This is a genomic window from Mycoplasma marinum (genome assembly GCF_004335975.1).
Lineage (GTDB): Bacteria > Bacillota_I > Bacilli_A > Mycoplasmatales > Metamycoplasmataceae > Mycoplasma_K > Mycoplasma_K marinum.
Window position 1 is genome coordinate 24,369 of sequence record NZ_PSZO01000001.1, and the last position, 14,011, is coordinate 38,379.

The window sequence follows — 14,011 nt, forward strand, 5'->3', positions numbered from 1 at the left end:
TTATTTAGCCTCCTCTTTTGTTTCATCTTCTTTTGTTTCTTCTTTTGTTTCTACAGGTGCTGTTTCTTCAACTGCCGCTGCTGCTCCACCAATATGTCCTTCTTCAACTAATGTGTTAAGTCCAACTGATGTGTATTTTAACGGTGCCATCATTGACATCGCAAGCATTGTAAGTGCTTCTTCTAGTGATGGAAGAGTTGCAACTTTTAATACTTCTTCAAGACCAATAACTTGTCCTTCGTAAGTTCCGGCTTTTAGTTTTAGTTGTTCGTGTTTTTTAGCGAACTCAGCTAAAACTTTAGCTGGAGAGATATCGTCTGTTTTACCAAAGGCAAAGATATTAGGTCCAACAAGTTCTTCATTAATTGCTTCAATACCATTTTCTTTAGCCGCAATTTTGAAAATTCTGTTTTTATAAACTTTTAGTTCAACATCTTTTTCTTCTGCAAGTGTTCTAAGTTCTTGTAACTCAGTAACAGTAAGACCATGATATTCAGCAATAACAAGACCTGCTGATGTAGAAATTTTTGTTGAAATTTCTTGTACTTGTGCTTCTTTTGCTTGTCTTAAAGCGCTCATGAAACCTCCTCTTATTTATTTTGCTCATACAAATGAAAAAATGGGTATAAAGACCCATTTCGAGAATACACTCGGCAACATATTAAGGCATATGCCTGTTGCGGTCTTTATGTATGGCTTATTTATTATAACAAAAAAATCTATTTTAATTCAAAAATAAAAAAGGGTTTCTTAAATAAAAACCCTAAATAATACTAATCTTGTTGTGTTTCTTCAGACTTTAACTCTTCTTTAGGTGCGGAATTTTTAGAGAAATTAAAACCACTTGTAATCACAACACCTTCAAATGGTAAAAGTGATTTAGGAGTATCAATATATCTTTTATCTCCATATGTAGATAAAATAACTCTTCCTTGCTTTTTAAATAAAATATTTTTTTCTTTTGATGATAAATTTACAAAAATATGAATATTTTTATCACCTAATGTTCTTGTTATGTGTGTGACTCCAGCCCCAAATTTTTGAACTGAAATTTTATAAGAACCATTATTCATTATTCTTTCAAAAACAGGATCTTTCGAGAATTGAATTAGTGTTTTATAAAAGTTTAATGGTGAGTGTTTATCAGAAAACTGTGTTTCAACGTTTATATTTACAAAATCCTGTGAATTTGGAGTAATAGTTTCATCCGCTGATGAAAATCCTCCATTTTCTCCTGAGTTTCATGGCATTAGTGATCTTGCATTAATTGGGTTTTGAAGAATTTGAGCATCCATAAATTCTTTTTCAGATACCTTTTGATTTGCAAGAGCCCTTTTTCTTTCGTGAAGTGTAATATCTTGAAAATAATCCAAATGAGTAAGACCAATATTCTTTACACCTAATTCATCCCCATAATAAATTGAAGACGATGTGTTTGAAGTAAGGAGCATAAGTGCTATTGCTTTTGCTGATTCAGCATGATATTGTTTTTCATCACCTCATCTTGATGTAATTCTACCAACAAATGAAGATGCAAATGATAGTACGTTGTCATTTGTTTCTGCTAATTTAGAAATTTGCTTAACTAATGCTTTTTGCGAAAATGAACCAATCTTATCAGTACCAAATTGTTTAGATGTACCAAGCATAGAAATTCCAGTCAACTGAGTTTGATCAAATATTTTTGAATCTCCAGAAGCAAGTTCTTTTGTAGCTGAGGGGTGCAGGGTATTAGATTTACCAACAACCAAAATATTCTTATCAATTTCCTTGATAGAAATATAGAATTTACGAAGTTGATTTAGTGTTTCTTTTGTAAGTATTTCTCCGGAATTTTTATTATTATCTATTTGTTCAAAGTTAGTAAAGGTAAACCCTTTTACTCCTAAGTCAATCCAAAATTTAGCTACTTCAATAAATTTATCCAATGTTTCTTGACTTGTTCAATTAAGAACAACTTCTCTTGTATGCTCATTTATAAGGTAATATGATTTTGTTTTTTCATTGAACTTATATGTTTTACCTTCCATAGACTCATTACTTTGCTTTTGAAAATCAACAATTTTAGCAAATGTTTCTTCATTTTTAAGAGCATTCTTAAACCATTTATGAGTTTCTTTAATTGAACCTATATTGATTTCAACTAAAATATTAATCCCAAGTTTTTTAGAGTTAGATAAAACCTTTTTAAAATCGGTAATACTTCCGTATGTTCTAGCAACTGATTTAAAACCTTGTTCTTCATCATCCGAATAAGCTGAAAGCAAATTAGGTAGTACTATCGCATCAATACCCAAGTATTTAAAATAATCCAATTTTTTAGAAAGGCCTTTTAAATCTCCGCAACCATTTCCTGTACCATCCATGAAGTATTTTGGTTCAACTTCATAAAAGAATGTTTTCTTTTCCATATTCATCTCCCTTTATTTAATTAAGTTAACAATTTTATTATTGAAATTATATTATAAATATCTAAAAAGACTCATAATAACAAATATATTTTATTAAAAATAAAAAAATACCTTTGTGGTATTTTATCAATTATTTTAATTTTATCACGTGTTTTATTTGCCCAAAATATATAATGCCCGAGGCAACAGAAAATCCAAGCGCTACAAATGTAATTGTATTTAATAAATAATATTTATAACTATTTATATCATGACATTCAATACATACAGGTCACAATACAAATAACAAGATAATTCCAAATGACTGGAATAATGTTTTTAATTTACCTCAAATATTTGCAGCAACATCTAAATTATTTTTTGCAGCAATATTTCTTGATCCATCAACTAATATATCTCTTAAAATAAATATAACTACAACTCAAACTGGAACAATATTTAACACAGCTAAAAATATTAATGCAGAAGTAGTCATAAATTTATCAGCAAGTGGATCGAATAATTTCCCGAATGTTGTTACGGTATTTGTTTTTCTTGCAATATAACCATCTAAAAAGTCTGTAAACATAGCAAAGGCAAAAATAATTCCAGAAATTATAAATAAAATTGTAGACGTATCTAATGAATTATAATCCAAAGAATTATTGCCATCTTTAACTAAGTAAGTTATTGTTGACATTAAAACAATAAATGGAATAACTAAAAATAACCTTAAAATAGTTAACTTATTTGCAGTATTCATTATTTATATTTCCTTGTTAATCTAGATTTAAGATTTTTAGTATAAATTTTATATTCTTCTTTTTCTAATCCATCCTCAAATTTTCTAAAGTATTCTATATCAGCTTTATTTTTTTTAGCTCAGTTGTTAGATTTCTCTTTAGAAATAGAAGTATAATGTTCTAAAAATTCTTTGGCTGTTTCATCATTTTTAATAGTTTTATACCCTTCAGTCATTTCCAATTTAGAAAATTCATCTCTTGCAAGGTTGTTAATATCTGACATTTTCAATTTTCCAACAGATGGAACAAATTCTTTTAATTTAATCTCATTCTTAGAAATTAAAACATTTACAAGGATTGCAACTTGTCCTCTTGCTTCATTTGCTATTTTCTTAAATCTATCATTTTCAATTTTTAATTTCTTATGTTTTTTTCTGTCTAAAATAGCAGACATTAATAAAAAACCTATAACGATGGCAATTAATACACCTAATACAACTCACATTCATGTTCCGTTCATAATATTTGAATCTCCTTTTCAATATGTTAGTAATTAAATTGTATCAAAAAAGATGAAAAAAAATAAAGAGCAAAGCTCTTTAGCACTTATAAGCCGCGTTCTGTATCCTTACGGATGCTAACTATTTCTCTTACCTTTCGGCACCAAACCTTGATTGAATTCTCTTAGTTTAGTTCCCCTACCATAATTTGGGTTTCTAGTTCGTGGTGTTTACCGCGTTTCATTTCCGGGTCGCCCCTTCTCGTCTCTGTGGCACTTTAGGTTTTGACTTCTAGAGTTTCTACCTGACGTACGAGCTTAGCCTTATTTGGGCTAACACGATCACTACAACCATCTCAGATTGTACTAGCGCGGACTTTCCTCTACAAATTTAAAATTTGCAGCAGTTAGCCGGTGCATAAATATTATAACTTATTATTTAATTTTTGAAAATTGTCTTTTAAGTTCTTCTATTTCTTGTTTTAATGAACCAGAAGAAGCTTCTTCTGCCTTTGATAACTGAGATTTTAGAGTCTCTATTTCCAATGTCATTCTCTCAATTTCTTCATCTCTATCTGAAAGTAATTCATTCTTTTCGTTAATAGAAAGTCGCTGCACTCTAACTTTTTCTTCATAAACTCTGTAATCACTTAAGATTTCATCTAAATATTGATCTACCTCTTTCGCGTTATAACCAGATAATTCTGTGGAGAATTTTTTATTTAATATTAATTCAGATTTTAAATTTAATTTTTTCATAAATTAATTATACAAAACAAATTAATTTTTTCTTTTTAATTTAAAAGTAGCTACATAAGTATGGGTGATATTATGAAAAACAGGGGTATGATGCTTGAATCAATACTAAATAAAACTATTAGTATATATAAAGAGAATGGTGTGGGCATTTTCCATAAAAAAGAATTACCAATAACATTTGGCAAAATAAACAAAACCGGGAAGTTGTTTAAAGTAGAAAATGCTTATATAAAATCAAAATCAACTACTGATTATTATGGAATTTTAAAAGGTAGATTTGTTTCCTTTGAGGCAAAAAGCACAAATGAAAAATCGCTACCACTTAAAAATATAAAAAGACACCAACATCAGTATTTAAAAGATATTGAATTACATGGAGGAATAGCTTTTTATATCATTTCTTTTAAAAGTTATGATAAATATTTCTTAATTTCAACAGAAATAATAGATAACTTATCTAAAAAATCTCTTTCATTAGAAATTGCAAATGAGTTTGGAATAGAGTTAGATTTGATTTTTCCTGGAATATTAGATTTTGCTGCATGAATATAAAAAAAGACGAATACTCGCCTTTTACTTATACGTTAATTAAGCAACAAGTTCTTTAAAAACTTTGGCTGGCTTGAATTTTGGCGCATTTTTAGCTGCAATTTGAATTTTTTCTTTTGTTTGAGGATTGATACCTACTCTTGCTGCTCTTGAAACTCTTTCGAATGTTCCAAGACCTGCAACGGTAACTTTAACACCTTCATTTACTGAAGAAGTGATTGTTTCAATAAGTGAGTTTAGTGCTCTCTCAGCATCAGCTTTTGTTAAGTTTGATTTTCTTGAGATTTCTTCAATTAATTCTGCTTTGTTCATAGTTGCTCCTTTTAATTTTAGTCAATAATTCACATGACTTATAAATTATACCATTAACATGCATAAGATATTAGGTAATAAAAAAATAAGGTTCAAAACCTTATTCATTTGTTAGACTTCTTTTTCACAAGTATTTTTTTAAATCCTCGGGTTTTTCTTCGCCAAATATGACGGAATATAATGCATTAACAATTGGTAATTCAATTTTCATTTCTCTACCAATTTTATAAACGTGTTTTAATGCAGTTAATCCTTCCACAGTTTTTTTAGTTTCAAGAGCTTTTTTACCATTTTTAAAAAACTCTCTACCAAATTGTCTATTTCTCGATAAATCAGACATTGCAGTAACAATTAAATCACCAACACCAGTTAATCCAATGATGGTTTTTTCTTTTCCACCTATAGTCTTAGCGAAAGTTAGCATTTCATTTAAACCTCTTGTTAGAAGACCTGCAAGAGTATTAATATTTAAACCACTTTCTACTGCAATACCAGCAGCTATTGCCAATATATTCTTATACGCAGCACCAGCTTCTGCACCCTTTACATCTGTTTGGACATAAACTCTAAAATAATCATTCCTAAATATGTTTTGAACTTCAGAAGCAAGATTTCTATCGTTGTCAACAGCACAAATAGTTGTTGGAGCTTGCTTAACTATTTCTTCAGCATGCGAAGGTCCAATTAGTGAAACGACACCTCTTATTTTAGGGTTATTTCTAGTAGCTTCTTTCATACCCTCATGCAATGATTTGGATGTTCCAGGAAAGAAACCTTTTGAGCCATTGATTAATAAGAATTCTGAATTCATATTTTCTTGAATGCTTTCAACCACAGAAGCCATAGTAAATGAAGGTGTTGCAGTAATAACATAACTTGCTCCATCTAATGCTTTCTTAATATCAGATTCAACATTAAAATTAGGTAAGTCAATAGTTTCAGGAAAATATTTAGTATTCTTACCATTTTTTAACTCATTCAATTCTTGATTATCAATTCCATAAACAAATATATTTTCATGTCCTGAATCAAATAAAACTTTAGCAAGTGCAGTTCCCAATGCACCTGATCCGATTATTGTTATCTTATTTATCATTAAAAGCTCCTCCACCATTTTTATTTTTTACGATAAGTTTTATAGGTGTTCCTTCAAATCCAAAATATTCCCTAAATTGATTTTCAACATATCTCAAGTATGTAAAATGAGCATAATTTTTATTGTTAGCAAATAGGACAAATGTAGGAATTGCTGCTTCAACTTGTTTTAGGAATGAAATATTAAATCTACCACCATTAAATGAAGGAGCAGGCTGCATCATTTGAATATCAAGAATCATCTCATTAAGTAATGAAGTTTTAATTCTTTTTGTAAGATTTTCATTAACCATATTAATGGTATTCTTTAATCTATCTAACCTTGAAGAATTAATAGCAGAAATGAATACAACTGGAGCTCACGAAAGGAATTTAAATTCTTTTCTAACTTTCTTTTCAAATTCATGCATTGTATTTGTATTCTTTTTAATTAAATCTCATTTATTTATAACTAGTATAATTGGTTTCATTTCTTCCATTGCATATCCAGCAATACGGGCATCAAAATGTGATAACTCTTTAGTTGCATCAATAACCAATAAAGTTAAATCCGATTCAGCCAATGAAGCTTTTGCTTTACCAAGTGCATAATGGTCAACAGATTCAATTAATTTTGACTTTTTAGAAATACCTGCAGTATCAACAACATGGTACATTTCCCCATTAATATCAACTTCTGCTTTCACTGAATCTCTTGTTGTTCCGGCAATTGGAGATACAATTGCTCTTTCCTCACCAAAAAGAGAATTAAGAAGAGAAGATTTACCTGCATTAGGCTTACCGATTATGGCTAATTTTCTTGATTGTTCAGTTTCCACATTAGAGAAATCTAAATAACTAGAAATAGTATCAAGAACATCACCAATCCCTTCTCCATGAATTGCAGAAATAGGATAAACATCAAATCCACTTGAGCAAATAGAATAATCAATCTCTCTATTTCCTTCAAGTTTATTCGCAAGTATTAAAACTTTTTTACCTGATTTTCTAAGGATGGAAATAATATATTCATCATCAGGATTAAGACCTTCAAGACCATCCACAACCATCGCAATAACTTCAGCCTCTTCAATCGCAATTTCTGCTTGTGTTTTAATTTGTTCCTGAAATGGTTTACCCTCGATTGAAATTCCACCAGTATCAATAATTTCAAATTTATTCCCAACTCATTCAACATCATAGTAAAGTCTATCTCTTGTTACACCTTCTTCATCATAAACAATTGATGATCTCTTACCAATTAACTTATTTACTAATGTTGACTTACCAACATTTGGTCTACCTACTATAGCTACTAAATTTTTACGCATGTTTGCTCCTTGTAATCTCTATTATTTTTTCAACCACTTCACTTATGCTCATATCAGTAGTATCTAATCTAATTGAATCATCAGTTTGGATTAATGGTCCAACTTCTCTATTCATATCCTGATAATCTCTTTTATTAATTTCATTAAGAATTTTATCAAAATTAGTAGAATATCCAAGTTCTTTATTTTGAAGAACTCTTCTATTAGCTCTTTCTTCTGGAGAAGCTCACATGAATACTTTTACTTCCGCATCAGGTAAAACAATCGAAGTTATATCTCTTCCATCCATTACAACCCCTTTAGCCTTAGCCATTAACTGTTGTTCTGAAACACAAATTTTTCTAATGCTTTCATATTTAGCAACAGTAGAAGCTCCAAGGGATATCTCATCCTCTCTAAGTTCTTTTGATAACCTAACACCATTAAGTTTAACTTCTTCATTTGGTAGCAATTCAATCATCCCAGAAACAAATGATTTGGAAATTGCCTTTTCATCACTTAAATCTATATTATTCTTAATTGAAAAATAAGCAATTGCTCTATACATTAAACCTGTATTAATATAAGTGTATCCCAATTTTTTAGCAATAATTTTAGCAATTGTTGACTTACCAGAACCAGCAGGTCCGTCAATGGCTATATTTTTTTTATTCATTTTTACTCCTTTTTAGGCAATTGCACTTTTTGGAATTGCATATTCTTTTCACTCGTTTCGTCAATATTTATATATTTTACCTTAGAAACCTTACCAACCTTAACTTCATCTATAATTGAATCTAATTCACCAGAAGAAAAATTAAATTTTTCAATGTATTGTAAAGATTGTTCTTCGTTAGATTCAGAAGTATTTATCAACTCAATAATTTTATTTGAATCTTCTATTGAAAATAACTCTGGCTCAGAAGTATCATTTAAATTAATATCAATCAATTCTTCTTCTTTTTTAAATGGATATTTAGCTGCATATTCAGGGAAGGCTTTAATTAACCTATTGGATAATATGTTTAATTTTTTATTTGAATTAGCAATAGATTCTTGCAATGAAATATTTTTTTGTATTTCAATTCTATAAACTTTTCACTTTTCCATACGAGTCATTTGTTTATTCATAAAAGAATTATATAAAAAAAGATACATTAATGTATCTATTTAGTACCAAAAATTCTATCTCCTGCATCACCAAGTCCTGGCATGATGTATTTTTTATCATTTAAAACAGGATCAAGCGCAGCTAAAAATACATTCACTTTAGGATGTAATTCAGCAATTTTATCAAGACCTTCTTGAACACCAACTAAACAAACTAATGTTATATCTGTAAATCCGTCTTTTTTAAGTCTTGCAATAGTATCTGAAGCAGAAATTCCTGTGGCAAGCATTGGATCAACAACTAGCATTCTTGAATCTTTTGCGACAGCTGGCATTTTATAAAAATACTCAACGGCTTCAAAAGTTTCTTCATCACGATATAGTCCAATATGTCCTATTCTTGCTTGTGGAACTAATTCTTCAATACCTTGAACCATCCCAAGACCCGCTCTTAAGATAGGGACAATAACAATCTCCTTATCAAAATCACATCCCTTTGCTGTTGCGCCTGTGGGTGTTTGAACTTCTCTAGATTTCATTTTGTAATCTAAAAGAATTTCATATGTCATTAATGATGCAATTTGATTTAAATTCTTTCTAAATTGTAGTGATGAGCATTCCTTAGATCTCATCTTTGTTAATTTTTGTTCAATTAACGGGTGCGATAATACTTTAACCATTTTTGGTCCTCCAATATATTTAATTTGTTACTTTTACTAATATAATAATTTTACCAATTTTTTAACTTATTTTAGAAATTTATTCTTTTCTATAAAAGTTATTAAATTACTTATTTTAATTAACCAAGAACATCATTTTTTTAATTAAAATCCTATAATTTATACTAAAAAACAACTTTTTTGTTAGAATTAAAGAGAAATTAGGAGATATCTATGAAAAAAGAAAAATTTTTATTTGCAATTGACTTAGACGGAACACTTTTATCCGATTCATCAAAAGGTTCGGTTCATAAAGTAACAAAACTAGCAATTCAAAGAGCTAGAGATGAAGGGCATATTGTTTGTATTATAACTGGTAGACCATGAAGGGCAACACAACCAATTTATGAGGATTTAAATCTTGATACAATCGTCGGAAATTACAACGGAGCTCATATACATAACCCTTCTGACTATAACTTTATACCTTATATTAATTATTTAAATTTAAATGAAGTGATGTATATTCTTGGAGACCCAAAAGTGCAAGAAGCAAAATCTAATATTGCCATTGAAGGACCAGGTTGAGTTCAACTTGAAAGAGAGGATGAAGATTTAGCAAGAGTATTTGGTTTTAATACGGCTTCAAAATTAAAAATTGGTATAGACCTTAATAAATTACCTTTAAAGCCAACAGGAATTATTTTTGATACTAAAAAAGGTGTTAACGTTCAAGAATTAAATGATTATCTTACACGTAAATATGGTGATTTAGCTGAATTTTCTTCATGATCAAAAGGTGAAGGGCTAACTCCTGTATTTGATATCACCGGGGTTGGTGTTAAGAAATCTAAAGTTATATCATTACTTTCAAGATATTATGATATACATGTAGATAATGTTGTTGCATTTGGTGATGGTTATAATGATATACCAATGTTTGAAGTTGCTGGTGTGGGTGTTGCAATGTCAAATGCTTCAAAAGATATCCAAGAAAAAGCGCTTGTCGTAACTCATAAATCTAATAAAAGAGGTGGAGTTGGGGAGTACATTAATTACTTACTTGACAATACTGAAAAGGAACTTAAAAGAGTTAGAGAAATAAGATATAAAAAATTTAAAGAAGATATAAAAACAACAAAGGCACATTAACACCTTCGTTGTTTTTATATTAAATAATTAGTTATTAAAAAAAAGAATAAGATATCCAAAGTTAGTATCAATATAGTTATACCCAAGCAATTTAAGTATAATTCCCATTACTAAATATCTAATATTTAAACTCTTCTAATTGTTTGGAATAAACAATAAAAAAATAAGGAGTATTAATTAGTTTATTTAAATAATTTAAGATTATCCCTTGTATTCATTCATTAAAATTCCACCAGCAATTGCGACATTTAAAGACTCAAAATCAATCGGAATATACACTTTTGCATCACTTGCATCAATCATTTCTTGATCAATTCCTTGACCTTCGTTACCAAGTACAAGAGCAAATTTTCCAGTAGGTTTAAACTCATTATATGTGATGGCTTCCTTATCTAAAATAGAAGAGATAATTTGATGATCTTTTAAGTAAGAAAGTGCATCTTTTGTATGGATTAAATTCAACTTAAATATAGAACCTTGTGACGACCTTAAAGACTTATCGGAAAATGGATCAACGCCTTGTATAATAACATCTGTAAAATTAAATGCTTTTGCAGTTCTGATTAAAGTTCCTGCATTACCTGGATCTTGAACATTTCTTAAAACAAGAACTCTAGAACCCAATTCTTTTTCTTTTGGTTTTTCGCAAACTGCAACGATACTTTGTGGTGTTACTGCACCAGTGATTTTTTTCATAACTTGTTGAGAAACTAGAATGCCCTCTAGTTTTTCATCTGTTGTTATATATTCTCGAACATTACCAGCAGCAGTTGCTTCGGCAACGATATTATGACCTTCCACTAAAAATAATCCGGTACTTTTTCTTGCTTTTTTAGTCAAAAGTTTTGCTCATTGTTTTACTCTTGAATTATCTAGTGATTTTATTATTTCTCTCATAATTTCTCCTATTCATCTTTCATTTCTGAATCCGCCTTTAATTCATTCCTTAAATCTTTATAGTATGGTTCAAATTTACCAACAAATCACCAAAAGTCTCTAGAATGGTTTTGGTGATAATGATGTGCTAACTCATGAATAATAACATAATCAATAACTGCTTCTCTATAATGTGCTAATTTTGTAGAATATATAATCCTTCTTTGGTTTACATAATTTGATCCCCAAGTACTTGTTTTATATACAAATTTACATGCATGTGAAGAAACTCCCATTTCTTTTTCAAATCTTCTTTGTCTTTTATTTATGTATTTAATAATTTCTTTTTTTAGAATATCTTTAATAACTTTCTCAATGTTTTCATCAGATGTATCAAAAGCATAAATGTAAATCTTATCATTCATAATTTTAACTCTTGGTGTTTTAAGACCTGTTAATCTTACTATTAAAAACTTTTTACCAAATAAATATAAAAAGTCTTCTCTTACTGAATAAAGTAAATTTTTCTTAATATTTTTTGAATGTTCATAGAATTTTGTTGCGTGTTGATTAACAAAAAGTTTAACATCAATGATTGATGTGCCTTTTGGAGCAGAACAAATAACTTTGTCTCCATCCATTTTCAAGTACATATTTTTATTATTAGTTCAGATAACATGAATTTTGAATATTTTCTTATCAAAGTAGTAGCTTATTGTTTCCATATAAATAATTATAAATAAAAAATGGATTAGTTAAACTAATATCCATTAAGTATTCTTTCATAGTTAACTCTATTTTTTTCGATATAGAATTTTTCGATTTCATCTTCTTTAAGACCGACTAATTTTGCCATTCCCATGTATATACCAAAAGCTTTTGCAAGTTGTTCTTTCTCAAAATTAGAATTTAGTTTACTTGTTTCTTCAAATAAAGTAGCGAGTTGTATATTTTGATCATCCGAAATGATAATTGGTTCAACAATTGGGGAGTTTCCAATATTCAATGTTAGCGATAAAAAGAAATGAATACCATCAACAAATTCTTCTTTCACTAAATCTTCATTTATATTAATAGTTTTTTTTCAGTATTTAAAAGGTCTAATTTCATTTGCAAATTCCCCTATTTCAACTATTAAGGCAACTATTTTTCTGTTTGTTAAATCTTCGCCCGTAACATTGTGTGCTTTCTCAATGTTCCTGTCAAGTTCAGATTGCATATTTAATATTTTTGTAAAGTTCATATAATAATTTTACCTATTTTTACTAAAATTGGCATAAAAAAAATGAATAATAATTCATTCTAAAATATATTATTCTATTTTAATGCTGCTTTTGCTTCTTTAACAATCAGTTTAAATGTTTCTGGTTGGTGGATTGCAAGTTCAGATAACATTTTTCTGTTAACTGTAATATCAGCTTTTTTAAGTCCGTTAATAAATCTTGAGTATGTTAGTCCCATTGGTCTAACTGCTGCGTTGATACGTGAAATTCATAATTTTCTAAAATTTCTTTTAACTTGTTTTCTATCTCTAAATGCATATGTTCATGATTTAACTACTTGTTGCTTAGCAACTTTAAATCCGATTGATTTGTGTCCTCAGTATCCTTTAGCAAGTTTAAGTCATCTTTTTCTTCTTGCTCTTGTAACTGTTCCGCCTTTAACTCTAGCCATTAGTTACCTCCTAGTACAGTCCCTTAAGTCTTTTCATGTCACCTTTTGACATAAGATCAGACTTACGAGATTGCCTTTTTTGTTTTGTTGATTTGTTTTGTGCTAAATGAGATCTATATGCTTGACCTCTTTTAACTTTTCCTGTTCCAGTAACTTTAACACGTTTTGTTAAAGCTGACTTAGTTTTCATTTTTGCCATTTTCAGCCTCCTTAGGTTTCTTTTTATTATCTCTTTGAATGTACATATCCAAAAATCTAGAATTCAATTGAGGTTTCTTGGTAATTAACGCAATATCTTCGATTTCATTAAAAAATCTTTTTAAAGTATCGTGTCCAAGTTCTTGACGAGCCATTTCACGTCCTCTAAATTTTAGAGAAACTTTAACTCTATCACCAGCCATGATAAATTCTCTAGCTTTTTTTGCCTTAACTTTTAGATCGTGATCACCAATCATTGGTGTTAATCTAACTTCCCTATTATTTGTTACTACTTGTTTAGCTTTTGCTTCTTTTCTTTTCTTCTTACGTTCATATTTAAATTTCCCGTAATCAAGAATTTTAGCAACTGGTTGCTTAGGATTAGCTGAAATAATAACTAAATCAAATCCAGCATCCTTTGCTTTTTCAATTGCAGCTCTAGTTGGCATTACGCCTAACTTTTCACCTTTATCATCAATAACAAATACTTTTGGATAAGGGATATCTCTATTAACTAAATGCTCAGATTTAGGTTTTTTTCTATTGTGAATTCTAGCGATAATAAATCTCCTTTGTATATAAAAAAGTGGTGTTACCACTTCTCATCAGACTACATAAATTGTTGTAGCAAGACCCATGGAATAACCATCAGGTGAGAAGTAATCTACTTTCTGCAACTACATGTTGCTCTTATAGTATATCAAAA

At 29.2% G+C, this 14,011-nt stretch carries 19 protein-coding genes and 1 other RNA gene; 2 read left to right on the forward strand and 18 right to left on the reverse strand.

What is annotated here, in order from left to right:
• The 6 genes from rplJ to C4B24_RS00095 form a co-directional block, all read right to left on the reverse strand.
• Entirely contained in the window at positions 1-579 is a 579-nt protein-coding gene (rplJ, locus tag C4B24_RS00070; protein ID WP_131598201.1) for a 50S ribosomal protein L10, read from the reverse strand.
• Positions 580-773: 194 nt separating this feature from the next.
• Positions 774-2,411, reverse strand: coding sequence for an alpha-amylase family glycosyl hydrolase (locus tag C4B24_RS00075; RefSeq protein WP_168388295.1), 1,638 nt, complete (start codon positions 2,409-2,411; stop codon positions 774-776).
• A gap of 130 nt (positions 2,412-2,541) precedes the next feature.
• Complete coding sequence (pgsA, locus tag C4B24_RS00080; RefSeq protein ID WP_131598203.1) at positions 2,542-3,153, reverse strand: CDP-diacylglycerol--glycerol-3-phosphate 3-phosphatidyltransferase; 612 nt, start codon at positions 3,151-3,153, stop codon at positions 2,542-2,544.
• Positions 3,153-3,653, reverse strand: coding sequence for an MHJ_0274 family protein (locus tag C4B24_RS00085; protein ID WP_131598204.1), 501 nt, complete (start codon positions 3,651-3,653; stop codon positions 3,153-3,155). Before C4B24_RS00085 ends, pgsA begins: the two co-directional genes overlap by 1 nt.
• Positions 3,654-3,737: 84 nt before the next feature.
• Positions 3,738-4,051: RNase P RNA component class B (gene rnpB, locus C4B24_RS00090), an RNA gene on the reverse strand.
• A 16-nt stretch (positions 4,052-4,067) separates the two neighbouring features.
• Positions 4,068-4,391, reverse strand: a complete 324-nt coding sequence (locus tag C4B24_RS00095; RefSeq protein ID WP_131598205.1) for a DivIVA domain-containing protein — start codon at positions 4,389-4,391, stop codon at positions 4,068-4,070.
• Positions 4,392-4,463: 72 nt separating this feature from the next.
• Between C4B24_RS00095 and recU the strand changes: the two genes are divergently transcribed.
• A complete protein-coding gene (gene recU, locus C4B24_RS00100; protein WP_131598206.1) occupies positions 4,464-4,943 on the forward strand; it encodes a Holliday junction resolvase RecU in 480 nt (159 codons plus the stop codon).
• A 36-nt stretch (positions 4,944-4,979) separates the two neighbouring features.
• Here the strand turns inward: recU and C4B24_RS00105 are convergent, their stop codons facing one another.
• From C4B24_RS00105 to upp, 6 genes are all read right to left on the reverse strand, one after another.
• Positions 4,980-5,252 carry an HU family DNA-binding protein gene (locus C4B24_RS00105; protein WP_131598207.1) on the reverse strand — a complete coding sequence of 91 codons (273 nt, stop codon included), beginning with the start codon at positions 5,250-5,252 and terminating at the stop codon, positions 4,980-4,982.
• Between the two features lie 100 nt (positions 5,253-5,352).
• The gene (locus tag C4B24_RS00110; protein ID WP_246005058.1) at positions 5,353-6,348 is read right to left on the reverse strand and encodes an NAD(P)H-dependent glycerol-3-phosphate dehydrogenase; all 996 of its coding nucleotides are present in this window, start codon (positions 6,346-6,348) and stop codon (positions 5,353-5,355) included.
• Entirely contained in the window at positions 6,338-7,657 is a 1,320-nt protein-coding gene (gene der, locus C4B24_RS00115) for a ribosome biogenesis GTPase Der (RefSeq protein ID WP_131598209.1), read from the reverse strand. The genes C4B24_RS00110 and der overlap by 11 nt, the downstream gene beginning before the upstream one ends.
• A complete protein-coding gene (gene cmk, locus C4B24_RS00120; RefSeq protein WP_131598210.1) occupies positions 7,650-8,312 on the reverse strand; it encodes a (d)CMP kinase in 663 nt (220 codons plus the stop codon). Before cmk ends, der begins: the two co-directional genes overlap by 8 nt.
• A 2-nt stretch (positions 8,313-8,314) precedes the next feature.
• Positions 8,315-8,767, reverse strand: a complete 453-nt coding sequence (locus C4B24_RS00125) for a hypothetical protein (RefSeq protein ID WP_131598211.1) — start codon at positions 8,765-8,767, stop codon at positions 8,315-8,317.
• 35 nt (positions 8,768-8,802) lie between these two features.
• On the reverse strand, positions 8,803-9,426 hold the full coding sequence (upp, locus tag C4B24_RS00130) for a uracil phosphoribosyltransferase (RefSeq protein ID WP_131598212.1): 624 nt from the start codon (positions 9,424-9,426) through the stop codon (positions 8,803-8,805).
• 213 nt (positions 9,427-9,639) lie between these two features.
• Here upp and C4B24_RS00135 point away from each other — a divergent pair, with 213 nt between their 5' ends.
• The gene (locus tag C4B24_RS00135; protein ID WP_131598213.1) at positions 9,640-10,557 is read left to right on the forward strand and encodes a Cof-type HAD-IIB family hydrolase; all 918 of its coding nucleotides are present in this window, start codon (positions 9,640-9,642) and stop codon (positions 10,555-10,557) included.
• Positions 10,558-10,758: 201 nt separating this feature from the next.
• On the opposite strand, the gene C4B24_RS00140 is transcribed toward C4B24_RS00135, so the two are convergent.
• From C4B24_RS00140 to infC, 6 genes are all read right to left on the reverse strand, one after another.
• Positions 10,759-11,454: a TrmH family RNA methyltransferase gene (locus C4B24_RS00140; RefSeq protein WP_131598214.1), complete on the reverse strand. Its 696-nt coding sequence runs from the start codon at positions 11,452-11,454 to the stop codon at positions 10,759-10,761.
• 8 nt (positions 11,455-11,462) lie between these two features.
• Positions 11,463-12,158: a M48 family metallopeptidase gene (locus tag C4B24_RS00145; protein WP_131598215.1), complete on the reverse strand. Its 696-nt coding sequence runs from the start codon at positions 12,156-12,158 to the stop codon at positions 11,463-11,465.
• A 35-nt stretch (positions 12,159-12,193) separates the two neighbouring features.
• A complete protein-coding gene (locus C4B24_RS00150; RefSeq protein ID WP_131598216.1) occupies positions 12,194-12,676 on the reverse strand; it encodes a dUTP diphosphatase in 483 nt (160 codons plus the stop codon).
• Positions 12,677-12,750: 74 nt separating this feature from the next.
• Positions 12,751-13,107, reverse strand: coding sequence for a 50S ribosomal protein L20 (gene rplT / locus C4B24_RS00155; protein ID WP_131598217.1), 357 nt, complete (start codon positions 13,105-13,107; stop codon positions 12,751-12,753).
• A gap of 10 nt (positions 13,108-13,117) precedes the next feature.
• Complete coding sequence (rpmI, locus tag C4B24_RS00160) at positions 13,118-13,306, reverse strand: 50S ribosomal protein L35 (RefSeq protein ID WP_131598218.1); 189 nt, start codon at positions 13,304-13,306, stop codon at positions 13,118-13,120.
• Positions 13,287-13,982 (reverse strand): translation initiation factor IF-3, encoded by a 696-nt coding sequence (gene infC / locus C4B24_RS00165; RefSeq protein WP_246005059.1) that lies wholly within the window; start codon positions 13,980-13,982, stop codon positions 13,287-13,289. The genes rpmI and infC overlap by 20 nt, the downstream gene beginning before the upstream one ends.
• Positions 13,983-14,011: the final 29 nt, after the last annotated feature.